Source organism: Marinomonas fungiae (genome assembly GCF_001418205.1).
Taxonomy (GTDB): Bacteria; Pseudomonadota; Gammaproteobacteria; order Pseudomonadales; family Marinomonadaceae; genus Marinomonas; species Marinomonas fungiae.
The window spans coordinates 141,719-165,568 of record NZ_LIQF01000005.1; the positions used below are offsets into that span (position 1 = coordinate 141,719).

Below are 23,850 nucleotides of genomic sequence, written 5' to 3' on the forward strand. Positions count from 1 at the left end.
ATTTATTTTATTCAGCTCGCCTCTAAAAGAGCCCCATCTAGACAGCAACCTTGTTACTTACACAATGTACAAAGATTACACTATTTGAATATTCGGATTTACACAGCTTTGCCATAGTTATTACACCTTATTAACAATGATAATAATGAAGGCTGTAAAGTATGATGAAATCAAAAGTAGCGTTGGCAGTATTGGCCGCAGGTCTTTCGTCGCAAATCTTCGCTGTCGAACTGGGCGAGTTCAACGGCACTAAATTTAGCGTCGGGGGTTACTTAAAAGCAGAGACAGTATTCGACCACCCTGATTCAGGTGAAAATTCTGTTGAAGGTAGTGTTCGTCAATCACGTTTTAACTTGGGCACATCTAGCGTAGTAGATGGTCACAATGTACGTGGTTTCATTGAAGGTGACTTTTGGGATAACAACACATCTCAAGACAGTAGCTATGCTTGGCGCCTTCGTCATGCCTACATCAACATTGACAATTTAACCGTTGGTCAAACATGGAACGGTCAGTTCTTTGCCAATGCTCCATTTGATACGGAAACGCTAAACTTCTGGGGTCTTGGTATTGGTACGATTGCTGGTAACGGCGCTCCTATCCGCCCAGATCTAGTGGTTCACTATGTCAAAGATGGCATGCGTCTAACGTTGCAAGACCCACTTTACAGCAATGCTGACTCTCCAGATCTAGTTGCACAATACACATATCGCACCAATGGCCATGCATTTAACGTAGCGGTAACAGGTCGCGAAGTAGACACAACACCAACCGTAAGCTCTGACGATGAGTCAGAATACGGTGCAGCCATCTCTCTAGCGACCAAACTAAAATTTGGCGATACATCACTTAGCCTAAGTGGTTTCACTGGTGAAGGTGCTGCGATTTACGCTGGCTGGGGTTATAACGGTGCACGAGGCCTAGACGGTCAAATGGAAGTTAACGCCAATGGCGACTTGATCACTACAACAGGTTTTAGTGCAGGTATCGGCCATAAATTCTCTGACACACTTCGCGCTAACTTACGTTACGGCCAAGTAAAAGCAGATGAATCGAGCCTTGCTGAAGACACTCTAAAACAGACGGCGTTTAACATGATTTACACTTACATGCCAAATGTTGAGCTAGGCTTTGAATTACGTGATCAAAATGCGGCTAACCGTCCACCATCCTCTCAAGGCACTTCTGTCCGCCCGGCGGGCAAGCAGCTAGAACTGATGGCAATGTACAAGTTCTAATGTTCTGATTCACTTATTAATGCAAGCGACTGCAAATAACCCAAGCTCCCCTTTGCTTGGGTTATTTGTTTTCAAAAGCAATTTTTTAGCAAGTGATGCTACGCAATGTCTGAGAAGGCAACTCACCAATATGCTCTCGGTACTGCGCCGAAAATCGCCCCAAATTAGTAAAGCCATATTTCATCGCCACTTCCGTCACATTTCGAATTCTCTCATTTTGGCTCAGTTCCATATGAACGCCTTCAAGTTTTAAACAACGCACATAAGAAGATGGTGTCATGCCCAATTCACGATCGCATAGATTATAAAGTGACTTGCGACTAATCTGACAAATTTCAGCCAAGTGGTCGATGCTAATATCTTGCGTGATATGGCTTAAAACGTGCTCACGAATACGCTCGACCAATCGATGTTGGCTAGTGTGGGCAATATTGACAGGGTTTACATTACTGGCAAAGGTACCAAAAATCGCATTGGCCAGAAGCTTGCTGTAGTACATCAAACCACGCTCGCACAAACTGCCTTGTGGCTGCTGTAAAATATCATTCAACAAGCTAATAAAAGAACCCGATGTAGGCAGCGGCTGCTTCTCAAAATCAAACACAATGCTGTCTTTCGAAATCCGGTAGCCAAACTCTCGCGCAGTTTGCACCATAAAATTCACAGGAATACGAATAACTAACTTGCGACAGTCCGCACTGTAATGACTAATTAACGGAGAGTTTGGCGATACAATCAACGCATCACCCGCACTTAAATGCTCAGATTTTCCGTGACATTGCACCAGACTTTCACCCTCAAGCATTACCTGCAAATGGTAAATATCTGACATCATCGGCGTTTGCATCTGTACTTCACAGCCAAAACTGTGCTCTGAAATCGACAGCTCACCAAAGCTTTTGAATTTTATACCGGCCTGAGCCAAGTAAGAGGATTTCTGAATCAGCTCATGCTCTCCAAAATGCTTACTCATTAAAAAGCTAGAAACAGATTGCGCAGAAATACCGCTGACTTCGTGATCACAAGCAGTAAGACAAATTGTCATATCAACCCCCAACGTATAATTATTGTTATGTAACCAAGGATAGAGAGTTATTCCCTTAGACATTTTGTTTATAGGCTAAACAATTAAAGTCTAATGCTTGTGATAGGAAGTAGGTCATCCAAATTTGTGAAAGAACTATCAATTATTAGCATAAGCTCTAGAGGCCAAAAGATTGAACAAGTCCTCAAGAGGGCTACAAAAACCAACGTTTTCGGGGGATTTTTTGGTCTATGCGCTGTAAATAGTTTGCCAAAATACTGTTAAATAACAGCACAATCACCACCGAACCGGCGACGTTCATCCCCAGATCCATGAACCAGCTAAGTAAAAACAACCATGGCACGTGAATTAAGAACAGAGCAAAAGACAGATCACTCAACCGAGTAATGGGCTTTTTCAAGAGATTGGGCAAGCCATTTAACAGCAACCAACAAGTTGGCTTTAACTTCAAGGCAAGCCAGATCCCAAAGCCAAACTCAAACACTCGGCACAATGGAAACCAATCGCCAGGGCGACCCGGCATAAAGCCGTATAAGCGATAAGCCCACTCTTCGACACCATCCCACCAATCATTGGGTACAAATGGCACGCCATAGCGCCCCACATACCAACGACTAATAAGACTCACCAGCAATAAGCCGAACAAGGTCTGGTTAGGCCAGCGACGTAATAAAAAGGCTATAAGAGGAAACATGGCATACAAGGTAATTATCAGCGCAATAAACCAACTGGGCGGATTATAAGGCCCGCCCCAGAGCCCAAACCAAGCATAGAAACCAGTGAAACTACCGACAAAATCCGTGCTCAAGCCATTAGGAAATGGATAGCGCCACTCCCCTTCCAGCAACAACCCTTCGAGCACAAAAGCCACCACAACTACCGGAATGGACAACCAGTACAGAGGGTAGATACGCAGAACTTTTTTCCATAGGTAAGTGCCATACGGTGTTTGTTTAGGTAAGTCCGTTAAACCTGCCAAGATGCCGGATAAGACCAAAAACATGGTCACGCCGACGCCTCCCAAACTCACATAATAGAAATTTTTCAGGCCGAAAAAATCCCCGCTCCAATGGCCCAAAACCTGCCCAAAGTGCGCCACAAACACCAAACCGATGGCCACTATTCGTAGCACATCAAGCAATATCGAACGCGCCATCACTCCTCCAATGTCTGAGCTATTGATTGGTTTTAGCAACAGAAGATTGCAAAAATATGAGCAGCTCATTTATTTGAAGAGCAGAAAGTCATGAAAGGCGCCGTCGAAGCGTTCAAAGATTACAATTTGAAACATTGACAATACTGCGTGAATTACTTTTTAACAAAAGCCCATTGGATGCATCGCACCATCAACAGAAATATTTGACCAAGTGTTCTAGATTTAAACCATATACTCAACGGATTTGAATGTATGTTTAGTGAACAAATCAAATTAACACAACGAAGACTTGCTCAGCTGATGGATGACACACTCTACCCGCAAGGAAGCTTCTGTGCAGAAATTGCCTCCCTTGTTAAATCTCGGCCAGACATTAGCGATTACACGCTCAGTGAAATAGAAGAATTAACCGGCAAACAAGGTTATCCAACATTAGTGGCGATCCTTAGATTGTCTATGCCACCCTATCGCCTTTTTGAAACGACGTTTGAATTGCCAAGCAAAGAAGGCACACCTTTGACTTTCAGCCTAAGCCAGTATCAAACGTGTGTTTTGTGCGGAGGGTTGAAAACCACAGAAGGCGAATACATTGATGTGGAGACCATTAATAGAGAAGCCACTGTCCATATACACGTGAACCGTCGCTAAAGCTTACCCATTCACTAAATCAAGCATTCATCCTTCCAGAAAAAAGCCGATTTGAAAACAAATCGGCTTCAGGCGTTCATTGTGCAGATTATTCGTTCAGCAACCAAATTTGGAAGGCTTTTTGATCAGCTGCAGAGGCCTTTTCAAACCAGAAACCTAGCATCTCAAAGGCGGTACTGGCTGTCTTTGGCTGGTGTGAATGCTCCACCATCCAAATACGCATATCTTTGCGTGTGCCAGCGTCCGCTTTGTTGTACCAAAACTTCAGCATTTCCAACTCTTCTGTTGCAGCAACCGTCGCTGGGGCTGGCATCGGCGTATCTACCGCAGGCTGCTTGTAGGTCTTAGTGAAGTCACGTACTTCACTCTTGTAATCACGCATCACCTGAACACCAGGCTTAGCTGGCAGCATACGCATCTCATAATCCAGCTCCGCCTCGCTCCCTTTATCAACCAAAGTAATCTCTGGCGACTTAGCAAAACTCGCGGCATCGTTTTTGCGGAAGAAGTAAGGCGCTTCAAGGACAATATTGGAATCCTCTGCCACGTTCACATCAATGATAAAAGGCTCAGATTGAAACTGTTCTGCATTACTGCCACCGCCAACGCGCTGATTGAAACGCACCACAAATTGACGCTCGCCCGCAGCCACTTCCGTTTTGAAGTCACCACCAAAGCTACCGGGACTTTTTAGATCTACATACATAATTTGGAAGTTTCGTGGCACCTCAAACGTGGCCGCAAACGTTGAAAGGCTGCTCGCCCCTAGCAACATACCCATCACAATATTAGAACGTAAACTCACCTTGGCGACTCCTTAACAGTGATATTAACCCATCATTATTTTAATCAGTAACCTACCACAAAGTGTTTAGAGTTTTTCTTATCTTCACTCTGCCCTAGATAAAAATGCTAATTGCTGCCTTTTTTTAGAGAAAAACTTAGATAAAAAGGACAATACACACGTTCATTTATATCAGATCAAAACAACTTGTATCATCTGGAACAGTATTCATCACAACACCCACTAGAGTTTTTACATACTCACCCAAGACACGCTAAACTAACTTTTTGATTCACTTTAAAGAGCCTCATATGAAAGTTTTCCTGACTGCTTGTTTTGCCATCCTGCTTAGTGGTTGCGCGACCTTATCGCAACTGTCAACTTACACGGTCTCTAATGCCGAATTAGAGCAAGTGCTAGACCGCAAACTTGGGGAACTGCAAACAGACGCCAAGCTCGGCGCCATCCCAATGACCTTAGCAATCGATGATATTAGCGTAAACATTGGCCCAGATGGCCGAGATGTGATTCAGCTAGGCACCCAAGCCACAGCAAGTATCGGCGTGTTTGGCTTTAATTACCCAGCCAAGCTGAACCTTAAACTAGAAGGCACGCCCTACTACGACAGCGAGAAAAAAGCGATCTTCGTGCACTCATTAGCATTATTAGACAGCACAGTGGATGCAGCGGGTTACAAAGGCAACTTAGCCCCGCTTAGCAATGAAGTCATGATGCTCATCAACGGCTACTTAGCATCGAATCCAGTTTACACACTCGACACCACCAATAATGCCATTCAGCTATTGTCCAGCGTACCGCTGAACCTAACGATTGAACAAGGCAAACTAGCGCTTAAACCAAGACAGTAAAACTGCTTTTCTGGGCAGAAAAGCGCGTTGGAAGCCCTTATCCAAGCTTGGATAAGGGCTCAATACCTCAACCTGACGTCAATTTGTCTTAATTACTAAACCAGCGTTTCAATTGACACTTTAAAACAATAAGTGAGCCTGTTCAGAATTAGATACATCGCCTAGCTCGATTTAACTCTGCACACGATTTGCGTCGAAAATCTCAATCCAGTAACCGTCTGGATCTTTGATAAAGGCAATGTAATTCATCTTGCCATCCGACAACTTTTTCTGAAACGTCACGCCCAGATCTTCAAAGCGCTGACACGCGCCTTCTAAATCCGGCACATGGAAGCCAATATGACCAAAGCCACGTGGATCACTGTTGCCACTGTGATACTGCACAGTGTCGGCCGTATCTCCCCAATTGTGCGTCAATTCTAGCACCGCCGGACGACCAAAAGTTTGCGCGGTGCGCTTAGCTTCATCGCTGCTAACATCCGAGAAATCTTCGCCGTAGGTCAAAAAGTACAGGCTGAATTCCATTTCAGGAAAATCCAACTTACGCAATAGCGTCATCCCCATCACACGCGTGTAGAAATCTAGCGAACGCACCGGATCAGCGATACGCAGCATGGTTTGGTTAAACACAAACCCATTGGTTGCCGGATCTTTTTCTTCACACAAGCCCTCGGCTTGCTCAAAATGACGACTCATATTCATACCTCCTTTACTGATAAATCAAAGGTGGGGGTTAAACGATGAAAATCAATGCTTTAGCGGGCTCCAACCCGCTACCCCGTTATTCTGAAACACTGTTTTCACGGGCCAATTGGCGTAGTGCATAGTGCAGTACGCCACCATGACGCACGTACTCGCACTCTTTTGGCGTTTGTAGCATCACATTGACCTCAAACACTTCAGACGAGCCATCGGCACGTGTAGCGGTCACCGTCGCCATCTTACTCTTACCATTATCCAGCCCTGTAATGCTCAGCACTTCCGAGCCGTCTAGCTTGTAGGTCGCCGCATTTTCACCGTCTTTAAAGGTCAACGGCAACACGCCCATTCCCACTAGGTTCGAGCGGTGAATACGCTCGAATGAGCTGGTCAATACCGCTTTGACGCCGAGCAAGCTGGTACCTTTCGCTGCCCAATCACGGCTCGAGCCCGAGCCATACGCCGCGCCACCAAGAATCACAAGAGGACGCTGCTCCGCTTTGTACTTCATCGCAGCATCGTAAATAGGCATCTCTTCGCCATCTTTAAGCGTGGCGTTGTCGCCGTTGAAATAGTAGGTGTAGCCACCCTCTTTGCCCCCCAACATGGTATTTTTGATACGGATGTTGGCGAACGTACCTCGAGTCATGACCGCATCGTTACCACGGCGTGAGCCATAACTATTGAAATCTTCCTTCAGCACACCACGGGATTGTAAGTATTGACCGGCAGGAGAATCCACTGCGATGTTGCCCGCAGGCGAGATGTGATCGGTGGTGATCGAATCGCCGAACAAACCTAAGATACGCGCCCCTTTGATATCAGGAATCCCCTCTGGCTCAAGCGTCATCCCCTCAAAGAAAGGTGGGTTTTTGATATAGGTCGATTCGTCATTCCAAGGGTACAGCTGACTGTCCTCTGAGCTAATGGCATTCCACGCGTCACTGCCGGCGAAAACTTCACCGTAGTTTTTACGGAACATGTCGGCATCGATGTTGTTTGCGATCAGCTCGTTAATTTCATCCGAGGTGGGCCAGATGTCTTTTAAGTACACATCGTTGCCGTCTTGATCTTGACCAATAGGATGGGTCGTCAAATCAATATCCACTGTCCCAGCCAGCGCGTAGGCCACCACCAGCGGTGGCGATGCCAAGTAACTGGCTTTGACGTGTGAGTGGATACGCCCTTCAAAGTTACGGTTACCGGATAATACCGCCGCCGCGACTAAGTCGTTTTCTTCAATGCCTTTTTCAATCGCCTCAGGCAGTGGCCCTGAGTTACCAATACAAGTGGTACAGCCGTAACCGACCAAGTAAAAGCCGGTTTTTTCCAGCGCATCCATCAGGTGGGTTTTCTTTAGGTAATCCGTGACCACTTTAGAACCCGGCGCGAGGGAGGTTTTCACCCAAGGCTTAGCTTTTAAGCCTTTTGCTGCGGCCTTTTTAGCCACCAATCCAGCCCCGATCATCACGGCTGGATTAGACGTATTGGTACAGGAGGTGATCGCGGCAATAACCACTGAGCCATCACGCAATTTGTGCTTTTTGTCATCAATACTGACGCTTGAAAATACATCGTTTGCTGGGCGGTAGGCTTGACTCTCTTCGGTTTGCGTATCGACGTCTATGATTGGCTCAGCGGCCAAGTTGTCGGCCTGCTCTCTCTCCCCGCCCTCGTGATCAAAACGTGCCTTGGCTTCACTTTCAGAGGTACGACCTTTTGCCATCAGCGCGATGGTGTCACCAAACTTTTGATGCATATCCGCTAGGTTGATGCGTTGTTGCGGTAAGTTTGGCCCCGCCAATGCGGGCTGTACAGACGACAAATCAAGCGCCAACTTGCTGGAATAGTTTGCAGCAGGCGTGTCGGCATCATGCCACAGGCCTTGTACTTTAGCGTATTGCTCCACCAGCTTAATTTGAGATTCATCACGACCGGACAGGCGCAAGTAATCAATCGCCATCTGGTCAATGGGGAAAATGCCGCACGTCGCCCCGTATTCCGGCGCCATATTGGCAATAGTAGCCCGATCGGCAAGCGGCATGTTGTGTAAGCCTTCACCAAAGAACTCAACGAACTTACCCACCACCCCATGGGCACGCAACATCTCAACCACACGCAGCACCAAATCGGTGGCCGTCACCCCTTCCGTCAGTTTACCGGTCAGCTCAAACCCAACCACTTGGGGAATAAGCATGGAAGACGGTTGACCCAGCATGGCCGCTTCCGCTTCGATACCGCCAACGCCCCAGCCAAGCACACCGATACCATTGATCATGGTCGTGTGACTGTCCGTGCCAAACACCGTATCTGGGTAAGCGGTTAACTCACCGTCGACCTCCGAAGCCATGACAACACGGGCAAGGTATTCGAGGTTAACCTGATGCACAATCCCCGTCGCAGGCGGCACCACCACGAAGTTTTTAAAGGCATTACTGCCCCAATTCAAAAACTCATAGCGCTCTTGGTTGCGCTTAAATTCAATTTTTTCATTTAAGTCCAGCGAATCTTTGCGGCCATAGGCATCCACCTGCACAGAGTGATCGACCACCAACTCACTGGGAATAAACGGATTAATTTGCTCCGCTTTGCCGCCAAGCTTCACCACCGCATCACGCATCGCGGCCAGATCAACCACCGATGGCACACCGGTAAAATCCTGCAACACCACACGCGCCGGCATGAAAGCGATCTCTTTTGAGGCTTCTGCTTTGGCGTCCCAATTGGCCACCGCCTCAATGTGGTCTTTGCCCACCGACAGACCACCGTCTTCATTACGCAACAGGTTTTCTAAAACAACCTTCATGCAATATGGCAAGCGGCTGATGTTCTCATAGGTGTCGGTCAATTTGGGCAAACTGTAGTAGGCATGCTCTTTACCATCGACCGAGATCGTATCTTTCACATTAAACGTATCACTCATGGTAGCGTCCTTATCATTGTTACTGAACCTAAACATAGACCAACCAACGCCTATGCTGATGGCTAGAGGCTATGGTGTTTTGCCAATACCTCCTTATAACCATAACAACATAAAGATTAGTGCACAGTGTGGGGCAAAATGGGTAAATCACGCGCATATTGCAAAGAAGAGTCTTAGAAATCAGAGAAGAGCAGTAAGCCCCCATGCCGCAGTTGGCACAGAGAGGAGCCTAACCAAGGTTAAAGTATGGCTAGTATTAATCGAATGAAAGCGATATGAAACGCCACTAGTTCAGCACACTCTTCGATTGCCAGCAATGACCAAACAACGAAATACAGCCGAAGCTAATTTGGTAGCGGCTGGGACGATGCTGACAGAGATTGCCAAAATACTAGGCAAGAAGTACTTATTTCTATGTCTACTAACCCAGTACGATTCGCAGATGACAAAAAATGTCGAGTCACTTTTGGGCACTGGATCTCAATGTTCACTGGAATTTGCGCTTAAGAAATTTCTAAAATTTCGTATTCTTAATGAGCTCATATACATACCTTATCCTTGAATTCTCCAATACTCCCACATAAGCACTAACGCCACAAACAGCGGCGGCTGAAAGCCGTCCGACTGCTTTGTTTTGTTAATTTTAGTAGTGACCAAACCTGTACTGAGTCATCAACCTTTTTTCTTGTTAATAACAGGGATAGCCACGTATCATTATCCACAAACTTTTAGTCTTTTTCGTATTGCATATCGATCTGAACACCGAGCAACTTAGATTCCGGAGAATCGTCTTTTAACTCTAGCGTTACCGTGCCAATTATCTCCTCAAATTCTTCTTCTGCAAGAACATCTTTTAGAGATGTTAATTGGTCTTCGTTAATCGTCGCTATATATTGTTTCCCATATTCTTTAGTCAATTTGTGGGCAAGCTGTAACAATATTGCTCTTTGCCTAGGGTCTATATCACTAAACATCCTACTATCATGGAAAATGCTTTGAAAATGATGAACTCTGGAATTAATTAAGTTATTCAAGTCATAGCAAAAGATTTTAACTTCGTTAATTCCATCTGAAGCGTCATTTTGAATTTTTGCACTTATTTTGAATCGTTCTTGGTTATTGCCCTCGTTATTTTTAATTGAAATGCCAGCAGGTACTTCAGGATAAAACTCATTTGCAAGGTCACTAAATCCAAGATAGACCGGATGCTCTTGTTCTTTATAAGCTTCCAAATACTCGATTGTAGTTACTTCTTGGCTTGATAGTTCCTTTTGCGCCTCTGCCATTTCCTTTTTAGAATGTGCCGAAATATTCTTGTAATCTTGCAGTTTGGAAAGCTTGCTCTTTAGTTCGGCTAATTGGGCATTGATTGCAGCGAAAAAGTCTAACGCTCGACTTTTTGCCAGCAACTTAATTTTCTCATCAAAAGCTTTCTGCAGTTCATTCTTGCTTTTTTCTTCTTCCAAATGTGTAGCAGATAACGTCTTAAGTTCTTTAGCTAATCGTTCACTTCGTTTAATATGAATACTTTTATGGAATGCAGTGACATTTTCGAGCGTTTGTAGCGTGCCTTCTTTAAACAGTTCAGTAATTTCACCATAAAGACTATAAACTTTCTCTAAGTCCATATCCTGATATAAGCTCATACTGTACTTAATATTTTTGATACTAGTATTTAAGTAATAAAGCCTGTTTTTCATTTGTGACAGTTTTTCAGCCATACCATCCGCTTCCGATTGGATCGCCGCGTAGTTTTCTGCCACGTTATAGTTTTTAATGTCAGATTCTAGTTTCTTTACATCTTGTTTTAAGCGAGAAATCTCAAATTCAACATCCAAATCGCCAGTATAGTATTCCCTTATTACCGGGTCATTTTTGAACGACTTTTCGAACTTTTCTAACTCTTGGTAACGCTTCCGTGTGTTTCGTTTTTGATAGACATAATCAAGGTCTAATTCAAGTAAGAAGGCATTATTTACCAAGGATGAAAATGGCTGCTCTTTCGCAGTTGCGAGGCTTGATACATAACTTCCCCGGCCTGTACGATAAAAACGTGAAAGAACAGTCCTAAAAGTAAGATATGGAGAGTCTTCGGGGATATCTACAAGCATTCGCTCCATTTCAGCATTGAAAGCAGTTTGCCCGAACTCCTTATCGTTTAGATAAATCTTGTTCTGATTTTTTGCAGCACGGTTTGCGGTAAATATTTTATCACCAACCTTGAAACTAAGAGTAAACTCCCATCCCGACAAATGCTGTTCAAATGCTGGGATTTTGTTGGAGCCAAGACAAAAATTTACGAGCTGGAGCAACAATGACTTCCCAACACCATTATATGTATTATTTTTATCAGTTGATGTGCTTTTCCCAATAATTAGGGTTAAACCCTTAGGGTTAAAATGAACTGTGTTAAAAGATGGCTTATTCGCTTCTAGAGAAATCAACTGCATTTGACTACTTTTCCTTGTTCATTCAACTCAATCGCTCCACATGCATATAAAAAATCTAACGCTAAAATAATGTGTTCAAAATCATGACTAATGAGCAAATTTAGATTCTTCAACTTGTCATAGATTTGTTCAGGGGTCTGTGGACGAGACAATAAATTTAGAATATTTGCGCCTAACCCCAAAAGTGACTCAGACAATCGTATGTGCTTTTGTGGACTAAGCATTTTCAATCACCTTCGGGTCATAACCTTCAAGTGGTTCCTCAAAGATGTCACATGCCTCAAAAAAGTAAGCCAGAACAGCGATTACATTTCTTTCGTAATCACGCCTCTGCATATTAGACAAGTTTTCAGGCAACATTTCATCAACCATGTTTTTAAAAACTATATCGGACTCAGACAAACCTGTAGCTATCGCAGCCTCTGCATTGTCAGTATTTAAGTGGTGTTGATACATTTCGTTCAACGAGTCTCTAGACTGTTGGCGTGAAAACTTACTATTGGTTCGAAAATAGTCATCAACATAGCCTACCTGATAAGCCCCGACATTAAGGTGCATCGCAGTACTTCTACCCAATTTATTAAATAGTATCTTGTTATAAAAATCGGGTGGTTCATTGACTTGAGAATCAGAAAAACCGCTGTAGTTCTTAGATACATAACCTGCAATTTCTGCGACGATTGAATTATCGATAAACCCAATATCTTCTGGCTTTGGATAATAACCACATATTGATGCAATACTGTCCTCTGGCAACTCCATGAAAACATCTTCTAAATCAGAAGAAAGAAATACATCACAAATATCCAGACCATACTTATTCTTAACGCTATTTAGCGTTGTATAAATTTCTGGGTAGGCACCATGATATTTGTCGTTGAACACAAAGTAGAAGTGTTTAATTTTATACTTATGCTCATTCCCCCAATACGCTATTAGTCCGTCTAAATCTTCTTCGATTTTTGAAGTAGCTGAAGTGGGATTGCCAGTCGGAGATTGAGGAGAGTAAACTTGAAAATATTTTCCCTCTAATGGGATGAATCCATCATTTTTTCTATCACCAATGCGTCCTTGTGGTTTTACTTTTTTAAATTCTTTATTTGATGCACGCATCACATCGCAAAACAAATCTTCGAATGCATTTCCATTTGACTCATGTATACGCAATTTAAAGGCTTTACGTACATCTAATTTTTGTTGAACATTCATTGACGAATTCCTTTCACTGCATCCTCGATAGTTTTTTGTAGCCTTGGCTAGTTTAGGGCTCACATCTTTAAAAAATTAACTATAAATATTCGCTGACTGAAGGTACTACACTTCCATTAGAAACTAACGCCGTGCTCTGGGGCAAACCGAAGCGTAGCGTAGGTTTGTCCCTAGCAGCACTTTGTTAAGGCTTTTCTGGATAACGGGCACGAAGAAAATCAAATGTTTTCCTCAAGATTGGGGTCACATGAATAATGTCATCATAATTGTCTTCAGCCAGCTCCTCATCGAGGTAATTGTGAGAAGTCGTATTCCGGCTATCGAGCATATCGTGCCATTCATCTTCATCATCTAGCCAGCCGATCTTAAAGGCTTCCTTCACACTTTCGCGTGGGGTTTTTGGATGAACACCTTCAAACTCTAGAGCTCTTTTTAGTGTTTTCCACATCAGCTCGATAACATACTCAAAGCGCTGAATTGTTCCCTCGACAACAAGCTCACGATCTCTTGGAATAAGCAATGCAGCTTCAAGTTTTGTTAGTGCTTTTTCCAGATTTCCTAGGCTATCTTGTAGTTTACGATCGCTCATAAATTATAATTCCTTGCTCAAGTATTCTTTGTTGTAATGCAGCTGGATTTGACTCGAAGTGAACAAGTGAAACCCAATATAATGTTCTAGACTCGGCAGCGTCCAATCGTAACTTTGAGAATTTTTTCCTGCATAAAGACTTAGAAAAAACCGCAATATCAAAGTCCGATCTATCTTCGTGATCTCCAACGGCTCTAGACCCGAACAACACCAGTTTGTCTATTGGATAAAGTTCGACTAGCTCCTTTATGACCTTTTCTACTGATAATGGTGTGTTCATTGCGAGTAGCCTTAACGTCCAGCCAAAGCGCCGCTGCTTTTTAGCGGTCGCTTTCGGCAAATTGTTGTTTGATGACGAGAAACAAAAGCGTCTGAATATATTCAGGCATCCTCCCCATCGAGGAATTTACAAGAGAAAGCGTGGAAAAAGAAAGCTATGATTGCTCATGCATTACCTTAAAATGAAGTGCTTGTCTGTTGTAACAACCCACTTCGTTGTTCATCAGCAAGCACTTCATTTTAAGGTTAAAAGAGTAAAAGGCTGTCAATCATATTTCCAATACCCTTTCGCTCTAAAAATTCCTCTCAATATACTGGATGGATATACATAAAATATCTTATATGTACTATCCTTGTATCAAGTAACCACGCGTTCTATTTGCAAACAACAGCTTAATAGTGCGCATGCGCGTTTACGCATTGCCGGAGCACTAAAAGAAAACCTTCTAACGATTTGTTTTAAAAGTATTTTTCTGGCTTACCCCATAGCAACTCAAAACATGAAATCGAGCATGCGCGTTATATCTTTTGTCCACAGCACGTTATTCTGGCTGCAGCATTGTTTAGTTATTGATCTTAGTACACTTTCACTGACGCTTCTATGACAAAACGAGAAACTGAATAGTATTCAGATCATAAAAACAGGCACCCAATTTGCGAATACAAAAATAAACTGTATATTTATACAGATTTATTAGATATATCCACAAGGAGTGTGTGATGTCTTCCAGCCCTTTTATGAATCACCTTCGCAGCGAGTTGCGTATCCGTGGCTACAGTATGAAAACGGAAAAGTCCTACTTGTATTGGATTCGTTATTTCATTCGCTTTCATAATTCGACAGGCACACCGTATCAATGCAAAACCAAAAGTTAACACTTCAATTCCATTTTTGGCGGGATTTTGAGAAGAAAACACTGAAAGCCCCAGCGCATCGAGCACTGAGGCTATTTGAGGAGAATTCGGGCTAAAAAGTTAACGGTTTAATTTATTGAATCCAACCCTCTACTGGATTCAGAGAATTAGACCGTATACTTTTTGAGGTCTCTAGCTCAGTGAATTGGCACTCGAAAATTTCTACAAAAAGAAATTCAACCTTATACTTTTGCCAAAAAGTTTACTAACGATCATTTTTCACACAGAAATAAGAAAAAGGAATTGAACCGTATACTTTTAATGCGAAAAAGCACCAAAACAGTGCGCTGATACACCATTTGAATAATGTCTTCCTACCAAGCAAGAGATACTAATGATGTCTTAGACACGCGCACACCTCGAAAATGACATCACATATCTATCTTAGCACTTATCAGAAAAATAGCATTCTCTGCATAAGGCGAAGTTTATGAGCCCCCCCTTAGAGCAATAATTAGTCTACATCGAATGATACTAGAGATCCGAACTGCATCTGATGTAGGCAAAGAGACTTATGGACCACACTACCAAAGCATTTTTTAACCTTAATACGCCTTTAATATCACTTTAGATAGAGCTATCGAGCGAACTAATTATGAATATATTTGCGAAGCTCACGCCCAAAGCGGTCAAGAATCGGACCCAATATTTCGTTGGGACAGCCTGAAATAAGCTGTGTTTCGGGGGTATTTGTCCCTGGATGTAAGCTGTTATGGAGAGTCTATAGAGGGTATAGCTGCTCAATGAGCTTGTGAAGCATTGCCAAAAATGTGAAGGCGTATTGATCAGGGATATCAATACCTAGGTAGAACTTGAGTTCTTATCCTTCTTTATAGTTACGCATAATTAAAATGATACTTCATGAAAAAATCCAGATGACAGGCTCGTCCTTTCGCAATTTCTTCAATCTGCTTCCACAGCATTGGTAAATAGACCTTAATAGCTTCAGCATCAGCTTGGAGATACTCATCGACACAGCCACCTTCTGCTGCTTTGAGCCAATCGGACGGACTTAAAAGACTCAGCCCATGGTGAAAAAACTCAGGGATAGCTTTTCGAATCGATTCTTCACTACCTGTTGCAACGTAAATAGTCACACCTTCACCTGTAGCGAAATAACGACTAACTCCAATATAAAACATAATTCACTCCTCCTCGATTATAGATTCTTTTAGAGCATTCATTCTCAGTTATCACTGTAGGCAGATTCTTAGTTTTGCACCGAATTCGTCAAGAATTGGCTCTAACAGTTCTCTGGGGCAACTCGATATTAGCTGTGTTTGTGGGATTTGAGTCCTTGGATCGAGTTCTATGTGAAGCACCTCAAGAGGGTAAGGTTGCTCACATAACTTGTGCAGCATCACCAAAAATGTGAATGCGTATTGGTCTGGTATCTCTATGCAGGGATAAAACTTGAAGTCCTCTCTTGTAACCACCAGTCCTATAACCACATCATGATCCAGCCACATACTAAGATTCCTCTTTAAGTACGCCTAACATCATCAGTAAATGCTTCGATTTAGGAAGTTTTTCCAGCCGCTTCAGCAGTCTACCGTGTCCTAATAGTAAGTGACTGACTTTCGAAATTGGCATGTTTTGAATGTTTTCAATCTTCAGAATGTCTAAATAAATACGCTCATCTTCCTCTGAGCAATCCATAACTGGCGTTTGAAAAGCCATTTTAGGAGGTAACAGCTCTTCAAGTCGCTGTGGTGCATATTTGTACAAGTAAAAGAATTCCTTGTTATACACTTGCTTAATGTTTTGCCTAGACCAATCAGGATGATTCTCTACCGCATGCTTGATCATATATATAGAGCGTTCAAGTCGTCTCATCTTAGCCAAATTATGTCGCCATTCGGGTAATCCTGGCACTTTGCTAATTTCTGTCTCTATAACGTGAAGCTTTAAACTAAATGCATCAGCTATAAACTGTCTGTGCCTTCCCAGTAAAGCGAAGATCAAAAATTGCTGATACCAGGGTGGAGTGGCACTAGGCACGCGATTAATTTTAATGCCATTCAAGGCTGCTACTCTCTCTATGACAGAGTACACACATCCAAGTTCTGCTTTTATTTCCGCTTTGCTGAAACCACTTTTGATCATAAACAGCACTAAATCATCAATATTCTGCTTCTTGTTCACTCTCTCCTTTTGCTTCAAAAACCGCCCGTCATCTATGGAAATCACATGATCAAGCCATACCTGCAAAAGCAAATGATGAAATGGATGCTGTATGAAATTCGTGTTTTCTCGAAGCATGTGCCCAAGAAACTTAAAGGTCATAACCTTTTCAAGACCCTTTTGCGGCTGAAAATCGTTGTAGTATCTACAAATATCATGGCGTAGCTGAGACTCGCGAATTCGATCATTCCTTGTCACAAGACCAAGCTGCTTAAGAATTGATCGATAATACTGGAGATGGTTTTCATGCTCATTAAAAGATGAGTGAACCAAGTTGTTTACGATCTGCATCGCTTTAAAAGCGACAATACGATTCTTACTCGCACAGTTCTCTACTCTACTTAGTAAATAGGTTGGCAGCTGAAACTTACGATCAATACCAAAGTCTGAATTTTCGGTAACGATGAGCTGAATGCCATGAATTGGGCAAGAGTCAATGCCTGGGAATTGAGGGTGAACTGTATAGATTCGTAGGCCTGTCTCCTGCCTTAATTCATCGACACATAATGGACAAAAATAGTGTCCAGCTTCACAGCCCAAACCCGCATTTGCAATCAAGTTTGGAAGGGGTGTTTTTGAGTTGTAAGTCAAGGAAGCAATGTAGTCACCTTTTGGGTCATATCCAAAGTAGGCAAATAGTGGATATAAAGTGTGCTCCCTCACGATTTCATCTAGCTTTCTTTCCCCTGCAATATTCATTAGGGATTGCGGTAGAAATGGATGAACTCTTATTCTTCTCGTACCAAAAAGCGCTTCATACGTATCTCTTATTTGAGCGTTACCGAATCTCAGATGATAACGGCTAGCCCAACTAAACACTGTTTCAGCTGGGTAAAAATCTAAGCGATTAATTTGTGGTGGAATGCCATTCATGATTAATCACTCCATCGAGAGTCGATAGTTTTTCACGAAGCCAAAATATCGTTACTAACCAATAGATTGGTGAGCGCACGCCTTGGAACGATTTGTCCTCATGCAAAGCGAGCCATAATGGATTAGAGACATATTGATGCCCATTTGCGTATCGCCTAATCATCTCAACAAAGAAGTTTTCTCCGAGATCTGAGTACATCTCTTTAAAGAGAGCGTTTATTCGTTCTTTATCAAAGTAATAAGTGACTTTACGATCAATTTCGAGCAACTCGAAAACATTTTGCTTAATGCGTGTCGCCAGGGTTAAATCGGCTTTAAAGGCTTCACAAAGTTGATATATAAATGACTGCCACTTGAGTTGCCACTCAAACTGAATAACCATCTCTTCAGCTTTCCCGAGCCATTCCTGAGGTAAGCTATAGTCATGCACATGTAGTTTCTGATGTGTAAACAATGGGGTCTTGTGCTTGGCGCAAATCATAGCGCCAAAATAATGATGCGATGAATGCCAGTATGAAAATCCTAGCATCTCTCTTTCTTTCTGTGCGCAGTCTGCACAAAAACGCCAACCTCGATGCCCAGCAAATGAGGTAAGCTCGCTTGCTCGTAAACGTCCTCTTGCCGAAGTATTCTCTTGATCAAGCGAGATCACCCAAGGTGCTGTCGTTGTGTGCTCTAACCAAAACTCATGCTCAGCTTTAGAAGCATCATGCGCTCTATATCGCTGAACGATCTCAGTGCACTGATCGCTAAAGGGAGCTTGTGCATGCAGTTTCCTGTTAGCTAACTCCAAGTGGTTGAACCAACGACGCTCTCCCATATTCCTCTGGCCGCTGAGTAGCTTTGATCGGACTAGCCCGCTAAATACATGCTCATCCTGTTGCAGTGTTTCAAGAATCATTTTACTGCCCCTCTTCGAGGGTTTGAGGACCAGCTTGCTTTTGAGTAGCTTTTTCAAGCCCTATTTTTAAATGTTTCAGAGCCTCTTTTTCTGCCTTGCTTAGCGGTTGAGAGTTTTCAAATCGTTGTATATTGTCCAAGTGTGCTTGTGCAGCCATCCCCATGGGATTTTGCTTCTTAATCGCTTTTTTCAAACTATCGATATAAGTCTTGCTTTCAAATTTATACATCTGTTCAACCGTCATGAAATCTATCACTTGGCTAGTACCTTTCACTCTAAGCTCCTGAAGTGCAGGTACTTGGTTACCGAAGTGCTTTTTCATGATTTTGCTGATAAGTGCTGGCGTCAGAGCTTTATTACGAGGAACAATTTCTTTTAGGCAAGTCCGAAAGAGATCCAACAAAGTAGATGGAATACCGGCGCTTTGAATCCAAAATTCGTTGATGACATCGTCTACAGAAGACACATTTATAGAACGCTCGATATTAGCAAAGAAAGCTTCATTGAATGCTTCCATTTCATCGTGATCTGTTATTCGAGCTAGCTCGATAATCTCACCTAGACGGCGCTGATGTCGCATCCGGTCTGAGAACAACAATATCGAATCTGTAGTGCCTACCTTGATGTGAGGAATCTTCAGATTGTTACTAAGGTCATCAAACAGCTGAATCATGTGTTTGCGATCATGGTCAGTGGTCGAGCTCAGAACCTGAACTTCATCAATGACAAACAAACCTACGTGATGACGAACAAAGACTGTTCTTACTGTCTCGACCATCCGTGCGATCGTTACATTCTCTCCGTTGGCTTTAGTCACAGAATTAGCGTAGCCAGGATTTGGATAACCGGCGTTGATTACTAATTTATCTACCTCTTGAAGCAGTCGTTTTAATAGCTCTGAACGTGATCCGTCATGATGCATATCCACTTTAATGTAAGTAATTTGCAAGTCATTAAAGTCTGATTGTGAATGCTTTATCACTTGATCAAAACAAGAGCTCAAAATACGCTCGATAGAAGATGTTTTGCCAACCCCACTGAATGCAACCACTGCCGCAGTCTCAGCAGTTGTTTTGCCTGAAGGGAACGGTACTTTTTCACCCGCAGCAATTGAATACATGTAATCAATATATTTTGGATGCGTGGGCGCTAACCCCTTGTAGCCCCTACGAATTAACAGGTGTACTTTTTCGTAAAGGTCATAATGCTCTTCTTTTACAAACCGAAATCGATCCACGGAATCAAGCAACTCTTCTAGCAATTCATAACGATCTTCAAACTCTTCAGAATTTGGATAGAGCATCGGGTAGTGATTGCTTTGATAGAATTCTTTAGCTGTCATCTTTGGAGGCAAAGCATCAAGTAAGTGGTTCTTCAAGTCGGTACGACTTGCTTGATTCTCATCATTAGCGAAATTTCTATTCATAATTATCTCCTATCCACCCAAGGTGTTTTCTTAGTAGAGTCGTTATTTTTATTGTTATCCCCACTATCCAGGTCGGACAGAGAAGTATCATTCGGTTCAATTTCAAGCGGTGCATCCGTCAAACTATTTTCAAGCTTTCGATTCTCTCTAACTTTTTGAGCAGTTGAGCTGATTCGTCCTGACTGTTTTATCTGCTGCTTTGCTTGCTTTACCGCAGCTTCAGAATTTGCGAATAAGCTAGCTTTAGAGTTTGCTTCTTCTTGGTGAGCCTCTTCTTCATTCAAAATAAGTAACGCATCAAGCTCATCTCTTTCTATTTGATTCATACCCTCGTAGCGATGGTATTTCTGATCAATGAAGGCTTCATATTGCTCATCTTTATAGTTAATCCAGATTCGGCTAATGTCATTCGGATCGTATCGACATGAAAGAATTTTTGAACGTGAAGCACCCTTATGCGGGCGGTCTTGAAGCCCCGTTAGTCGAATCGCTGGGCAGTTATAAAAAAGCTCTTGGCTTTGTCCTTTGAGGTATATTCCTTTCTGTCGGACTGATACTTCACCGTGAGGCAATAGAGCTAAACGAAGTTCACGATCATCTAAAATCGGAAGCATCCGTGACTTCATATTGTTCACCGACCAAGTCACTATGTCAGCAGGGATACGCTTAACACCATCCAGAATGGCTTCTCTCTCTAGATGAAAATGCTCATTTATCGCTTTAGTATTATGATGAACACATTCACGCATTAGATCTCTATAAAGCTGAGTTCTATTCAATAACGCATGTTTACGAGCTTCATTACTTCTTTGCTCAGGCTTACTCTCACCGCTATGCGATGGCGAAGTGTTTTCCTTAGTTCTTTTTAAGGTCGTAAACACACTTTCAATGAAGGGCTTATCATTCCCTGAGCGTGGCTTTCCAAAATCCACACGAACACCCAAAGATTTCAAAAGAGGCTCAGATAGTGTGTTGTTAAATTCAGCATTATCGACAGCAATGGTTTCCGGTGGTCCCATCTGAATCCAGTACGGAAGATAGTCAGCACAGCCAATTGATTCTAACCATGCTTTCCGGTCTCTCAGGCATTGATAAATAGCATTTCGCATCTCAAAAACTGACGGATTGCCGAACGTAAGATAGAAGCCAACTATGTATCGGCTGTAGACATCCCGTATAACGTATAGCGTAGGTTTTCCGAGTGACAAGCCAGGAATATACTCTGATAGGACTTCTTCATCATACGGGGTTTCATCAATTTCATAGCGTTGGCCAGGTCCTATTACATTCACATACGCATTACCAACACGACCATTAAGATCGCTATGCCGCTTTGAATGTGGGACAATCTTATTTCTTAATGCAACTAATCCATCTCCATGGGTCTGTTCCAGCCAATATTTAAACTGCCAAAAACTGGGTCGTTCGTTCTCTGGTTTTAAATGAATCTTTTTTTCATTACCTGATATATATGCTTGTCTATTGTCTAGCAGCACTGTTTTTTCTGCGTACTTTTTTGGAACCATTCGATCATAAGCAGCTTTGAAGGTTCTCGGTGCGCCTTTACCGCCTTTTTCCATGAGTGCGATAGCAAACTTAAAGTTTTCAATATCAGTCGAGTCAATGATCTTTCTAGTTTCTATTCCTGTTACCTTTGATCGCTTACTGGGCCGACCTTGCGGTTTGGTTAAAACACGTACTGGTTGAACAGAGTTAGCGTACTCCCCGACACCAAACCCAAGCGCAGCCAACTTCATTCCAGAGTATAAATATGCCCAAAGGTAGCGATAAATCGTTGCTTTAGTCAGATTATTTTCATTAGCAACTTTTGTGATAGCTCCATCTCTATACGAGCTGTAGAAAACGCTATCTAAGTCATTTACTAAAGACTCTATGATCTTCAATCTCAAAGATGCCTTTACCTTTTGATTATCATTCAATTGATCATAAGGCGTTTTAGACTGAGTCGATTGAAATGTTTCACCTTTCTGAAGCTCTGAAGACTCCACTGCATCAATAAGATCAACGATCTCAACCCGTATTGGCTTTTTGAGTGTTCCTCTGATGTTCATCAGAAATGCATGACCACGTTTTTCATTGATATGAACAACGATCATCGGCTCTTTCAGTTCACGCTGACTAACATATACAGTGTCTTGCTCATCAGCTAAGAAAAATGAATCATAAAGTTTTATTGGCGCTAAAAGCGTAACTGGCTTAGCATTCTGCTCTAGCTGTGAACTTAGTACATTACTCACAAGCTTTTCACCTCTAGCTTCAGGGCTGTACGCTCTAGACGTAAACGCTCATTCCAATTCATCGTCAGATCGCGAACCCATAGCGCATGCTTGAAGAAGTGAAGGGATAACTCCGGCTGAATGCCCACAGAAAAAGCTACATTTTTCAGCAACTCGCCCATACGCATGTTCGAATGAAACAGAAGCTCACCACGGATTGTGCTAAGCCACTCGGGGTAAACGCTTTCAGTAAATGGCTGTAAACGACGATGGACGTACAGCCCTTCGAGGGTTTCGCTGTAAACAGTGCGTAGCTGATCACTGTCTAGAACGATGAATTCGATATCATTCAGCATTGCAAAAGCTTCTTGTATTTTCAGCTTTTCTTGAACACGATCCGTCAACAGGGCTTTCGTCGACTTAACTGCTACGGCTTGCCATGTCCCGAATTTAAGGTCTTTATGATCGCTACTTGGATCTAATTTCACTAAGAAATCAAATGACTCATAACCTAATTTACTACTACGTTTAGCCCTTGGATGATTAATCTCAAGCTCAGAACAAATCTCTATTGTGTACTCAACCGGAAGAGCCCACTGTTCATAAACGTCCACGACATTCTGACTATGAATGATGTTTAAGTAAGCCCATAGCTCGTTGGCAGACAGCGTGTGTACTAGTCGGTCTTTGTTTTCAAGATGAGGTGTTTTAGAGCGATTTCCTGCCGAGCGAGTAAAGTCCATCGTTCTAATGAACGGTTCATACTCGCATTTAGGATTCTCAAATGATCTCTTGTGTATTTCATATCGTCTCTTCTGATGTTCATCAACAATTAGATTATCGTTTTTCATATTTCACCTACCAAATCAAAAACCGAATAATGAAAAACATAATCCCAATATATTTTTAGTCAAGTTGAAAAAAGATACACGAAATATAATAAAATATTTAAAAACCAATATTATTGATGGGATTTTTAATTATTATATAATATGTATAAAAAATCAGACGAAAATAAAACCATTAAAATTCAGTAGCTTAAAAAATACATCTTTATTGAAAACCACCAAAAAATGAAAAAATATACATTATTCGAAATAAAAACACACTCTATTATAAAGCCCTAAAACCATTAAAAATCAGCTTATCACACCAAGTGAATTACACTTTATTTGCACAATTAAATAATCAAACATTCCCTTAAAAGAACCTAAAACCATAATTCAAATAGCCAAGCTTTGAATTCAGAACGAACACTTTTTTGGAATACAGCCCTATTTTCGGGAGCAATTCCGAAGTCAACGTTAGTGATTATGAATCTAGATACGATCAGAATTTGAACAGAGAAGCTGCTTGGATCTTTTGAGCATTTGCAAAGTGACAAATTTCAAAATTGAGGTACAGCCATAAGTTGAAAAGTTGAAA

The 23,850-nt window shown here is 42.3% G+C and carries 20 protein-coding genes; 4 read left to right on the top strand and 16 right to left on the bottom strand.

Annotation, left to right across the window (positions count from 1 at the left end; genetic code table 11):
- The first annotated feature begins 161 nt into the window (after positions 1-161).
- The gene (locus tag ASC49_RS09485; protein ID WP_055463006.1) at positions 162-1,238 is read left to right on the top strand and encodes a hypothetical protein; all 1,077 of its coding nucleotides are present in this window, start codon (positions 162-164) and stop codon (positions 1,236-1,238) included.
- An 85-nt stretch (positions 1,239-1,323) separates the two neighbouring features.
- Here ASC49_RS09485 and ASC49_RS09490 read toward each other — a convergent pair whose 3' ends face one another.
- Together ASC49_RS09490 and ASC49_RS09495 are read right to left on the bottom strand one after the other, a co-directional pair.
- Positions 1,324-2,283: an AraC family transcriptional regulator gene (locus ASC49_RS09490; protein ID WP_055463007.1), complete on the bottom strand. Its 960-nt coding sequence runs from the start codon at positions 2,281-2,283 to the stop codon at positions 1,324-1,326.
- A gap of 193 nt (positions 2,284-2,476) precedes the next feature.
- Entirely contained in the window at positions 2,477-3,439 is a 963-nt protein-coding gene (locus ASC49_RS09495; RefSeq protein WP_055463008.1) for an acyltransferase family protein, read from the bottom strand.
- A 252-nt stretch (positions 3,440-3,691) separates the two neighbouring features.
- Between ASC49_RS09495 and ASC49_RS09500 the strand changes: the two genes are divergently transcribed.
- On the top strand, positions 3,692-4,087 hold the full coding sequence (locus ASC49_RS09500; protein ID WP_055463009.1) for a hypothetical protein: 396 nt from the start codon (positions 3,692-3,694) through the stop codon (positions 4,085-4,087).
- An 88-nt stretch (positions 4,088-4,175) separates the two neighbouring features.
- Here ASC49_RS09500 and ASC49_RS09505 read toward each other — a convergent pair whose 3' ends face one another.
- A complete protein-coding gene (locus ASC49_RS09505) occupies positions 4,176-4,892 on the bottom strand; it encodes a YccT family protein (RefSeq protein ID WP_055463010.1) in 717 nt (238 codons plus the stop codon).
- A 290-nt stretch (positions 4,893-5,182) separates the two neighbouring features.
- Between ASC49_RS09505 and ASC49_RS09510 the strand changes: the two genes are divergently transcribed.
- Complete coding sequence (locus ASC49_RS09510) at positions 5,183-5,740, top strand: DUF1439 domain-containing protein (RefSeq protein ID WP_055463011.1); 558 nt, start codon at positions 5,183-5,185, stop codon at positions 5,738-5,740.
- 171 nt (positions 5,741-5,911) lie between these two features.
- Here ASC49_RS09510 and gloA read toward each other — a convergent pair whose 3' ends face one another.
- The 7 genes from gloA to ASC49_RS20305 form a co-directional block, all read right to left on the bottom strand.
- Positions 5,912-6,436: a lactoylglutathione lyase gene (gene gloA, locus ASC49_RS09515; RefSeq protein WP_055463012.1), complete on the bottom strand. Its 525-nt coding sequence runs from the start codon at positions 6,434-6,436 to the stop codon at positions 5,912-5,914.
- A gap of 85 nt (positions 6,437-6,521) precedes the next feature.
- Positions 6,522-9,362 carry an aconitate hydratase AcnA gene (acnA, locus tag ASC49_RS09520; RefSeq protein ID WP_055463013.1) on the bottom strand — a complete coding sequence of 947 codons (2,841 nt, stop codon included), beginning with the start codon at positions 9,360-9,362 and terminating at the stop codon, positions 6,522-6,524.
- A gap of 728 nt (positions 9,363-10,090) precedes the next feature.
- Entirely contained in the window at positions 10,091-11,812 is a 1,722-nt protein-coding gene (locus ASC49_RS09535) for a DUF2326 domain-containing protein (RefSeq protein ID WP_055463016.1), read from the bottom strand.
- Positions 11,803-12,036: an ABC-three component system middle component 6 gene (locus ASC49_RS20300; protein WP_055463017.1), complete on the bottom strand. Its 234-nt coding sequence runs from the start codon at positions 12,034-12,036 to the stop codon at positions 11,803-11,805. The genes ASC49_RS09535 and ASC49_RS20300 overlap by 10 nt, the downstream gene beginning before the upstream one ends.
- On the bottom strand, positions 12,029-13,021 hold the full coding sequence (locus ASC49_RS09545; RefSeq protein ID WP_055463018.1) for an ABC-three component system protein: 993 nt from the start codon (positions 13,019-13,021) through the stop codon (positions 12,029-12,031). The genes ASC49_RS20300 and ASC49_RS09545 overlap by 8 nt, the downstream gene beginning before the upstream one ends.
- A 184-nt stretch (positions 13,022-13,205) precedes the next feature.
- On the bottom strand, positions 13,206-13,610 hold the full coding sequence (locus ASC49_RS09550; protein WP_055463019.1) for an HI0074 family nucleotidyltransferase substrate-binding subunit: 405 nt from the start codon (positions 13,608-13,610) through the stop codon (positions 13,206-13,208).
- Positions 13,597-13,890 carry a nucleotidyltransferase domain-containing protein gene (locus ASC49_RS20305; protein ID WP_055463020.1) on the bottom strand — a complete coding sequence of 98 codons (294 nt, stop codon included), beginning with the start codon at positions 13,888-13,890 and terminating at the stop codon, positions 13,597-13,599. The genes ASC49_RS09550 and ASC49_RS20305 overlap by 14 nt, the downstream gene beginning before the upstream one ends.
- A 719-nt stretch (positions 13,891-14,609) precedes the next feature.
- Between ASC49_RS20305 and ASC49_RS19605 the strand changes: the two genes are divergently transcribed.
- A complete protein-coding gene (locus tag ASC49_RS19605; RefSeq protein ID WP_082443781.1) occupies positions 14,610-14,765 on the top strand; it encodes a phage integrase N-terminal SAM-like domain-containing protein in 156 nt (51 codons plus the stop codon).
- 875 nt (positions 14,766-15,640) lie between these two features.
- On the opposite strand, the gene ASC49_RS09560 is transcribed toward ASC49_RS19605, so the two are convergent.
- From ASC49_RS09560 to ASC49_RS09590, 6 genes are all read right to left on the bottom strand, one after another.
- Positions 15,641-15,946, bottom strand: a complete 306-nt coding sequence (locus ASC49_RS09560) for a hypothetical protein (RefSeq protein WP_055463021.1) — start codon at positions 15,944-15,946, stop codon at positions 15,641-15,643.
- Positions 15,947-16,274: 328 nt separating this feature from the next.
- Positions 16,275-17,861 (bottom strand): TnsD family Tn7-like transposition protein, encoded by a 1,587-nt coding sequence (locus tag ASC49_RS09570; RefSeq protein WP_055463023.1) that lies wholly within the window; start codon positions 17,859-17,861, stop codon positions 16,275-16,277.
- Positions 17,836-18,762, bottom strand: coding sequence for a TniQ family protein (locus tag ASC49_RS09575; protein WP_055463024.1), 927 nt, complete (start codon positions 18,760-18,762; stop codon positions 17,836-17,838). The genes ASC49_RS09570 and ASC49_RS09575 overlap by 26 nt, the downstream gene beginning before the upstream one ends.
- A gap of 1 nt (position 18,763) precedes the next feature.
- The gene (locus ASC49_RS09580; protein WP_055463025.1) at positions 18,764-20,188 is read right to left on the bottom strand and encodes an ATP-binding protein; all 1,425 of its coding nucleotides are present in this window, start codon (positions 20,186-20,188) and stop codon (positions 18,764-18,766) included.
- Positions 20,189-20,190: 2 nt separating this feature from the next.
- Positions 20,191-22,446 carry a Mu transposase C-terminal domain-containing protein gene (locus ASC49_RS09585; protein WP_055463026.1) on the bottom strand — a complete coding sequence of 752 codons (2,256 nt, stop codon included), beginning with the start codon at positions 22,444-22,446 and terminating at the stop codon, positions 20,191-20,193.
- Positions 22,443-23,276, bottom strand: a complete 834-nt coding sequence (locus tag ASC49_RS09590; RefSeq protein WP_082443783.1) for a TnsA endonuclease N-terminal domain-containing protein — start codon at positions 23,274-23,276, stop codon at positions 22,443-22,445. Before ASC49_RS09590 ends, ASC49_RS09585 begins: the two co-directional genes overlap by 4 nt.
- Positions 23,277-23,850 lie beyond the last annotated feature (574 nt).

Coding starts and splice junctions, on each gene's coding strand:
- ASC49_RS09485 (WP_055463006.1), top strand. CDS start 162: ATGATGAAATCAAAAGTAGCGTTGGCAGTATTGGCCGCAGGTCTTTCG.
- ASC49_RS09490 (WP_055463007.1), bottom strand. CDS start 2,283: ATGACAATTTGTCTTACTGCTTGTGATCACGAAGTCAGCGGTATTTCT.
- ASC49_RS09495 (WP_055463008.1), bottom strand. CDS start 3,439: ATGGCGCGTTCGATATTGCTTGATGTGCTACGAATAGTGGCCATCGGT.
- ASC49_RS09500 (WP_055463009.1), top strand. CDS start 3,692: ATGTTTAGTGAACAAATCAAATTAACACAACGAAGACTTGCTCAGCTG.
- ASC49_RS09510 (WP_055463011.1), top strand. CDS start 5,183: ATGAAAGTTTTCCTGACTGCTTGTTTTGCCATCCTGCTTAGTGGTTGC.
- gloA (WP_055463012.1), bottom strand. CDS start 6,436: ATGAGTCGTCATTTTGAGCAAGCCGAGGGCTTGTGTGAAGAAAAAGAT.
- acnA (WP_055463013.1), bottom strand. CDS start 9,362: ATGAGTGATACGTTTAATGTGAAAGATACGATCTCGGTCGATGGTAAA.
- ASC49_RS09535 (WP_055463016.1), bottom strand. CDS start 11,812: ATGCAGTTGATTTCTCTAGAAGCGAATAAGCCATCTTTTAACACAGTT.
- ASC49_RS20300 (WP_055463017.1), bottom strand. CDS start 12,036: ATGCTTAGTCCACAAAAGCACATACGATTGTCTGAGTCACTTTTGGGG.
- ASC49_RS09545 (WP_055463018.1), bottom strand. CDS start 13,021: ATGAATGTTCAACAAAAATTAGATGTACGTAAAGCCTTTAAATTGCGT.
- ASC49_RS09550 (WP_055463019.1), bottom strand. CDS start 13,610: ATGAGCGATCGTAAACTACAAGATAGCCTAGGAAATCTGGAAAAAGCA.
- ASC49_RS20305 (WP_055463020.1), bottom strand. CDS start 13,890: ATGAACACACCATTATCAGTAGAAAAGGTCATAAAGGAGCTAGTCGAA.
- ASC49_RS19605 (WP_082443781.1), top strand. CDS start 14,610: ATGTCTTCCAGCCCTTTTATGAATCACCTTCGCAGCGAGTTGCGTATC.
- ASC49_RS09560 (WP_055463021.1), bottom strand. CDS start 15,946: ATGTTTTATATTGGAGTTAGTCGTTATTTCGCTACAGGTGAAGGTGTG.
- ASC49_RS09570 (WP_055463023.1), bottom strand. CDS start 17,861: ATGAATGGCATTCCACCACAAATTAATCGCTTAGATTTTTACCCAGCT.
- ASC49_RS09575 (WP_055463024.1), bottom strand. CDS start 18,762: ATGATTCTTGAAACACTGCAACAGGATGAGCATGTATTTAGCGGGCTA.
- ASC49_RS09580 (WP_055463025.1), bottom strand. CDS start 20,188: ATGAATAGAAATTTCGCTAATGATGAGAATCAAGCAAGTCGTACCGAC.
- ASC49_RS09590 (WP_082443783.1), bottom strand. CDS start 23,276: ATGAAAAACGATAATCTAATTGTTGATGAACATCAGAAGAGACGATAT.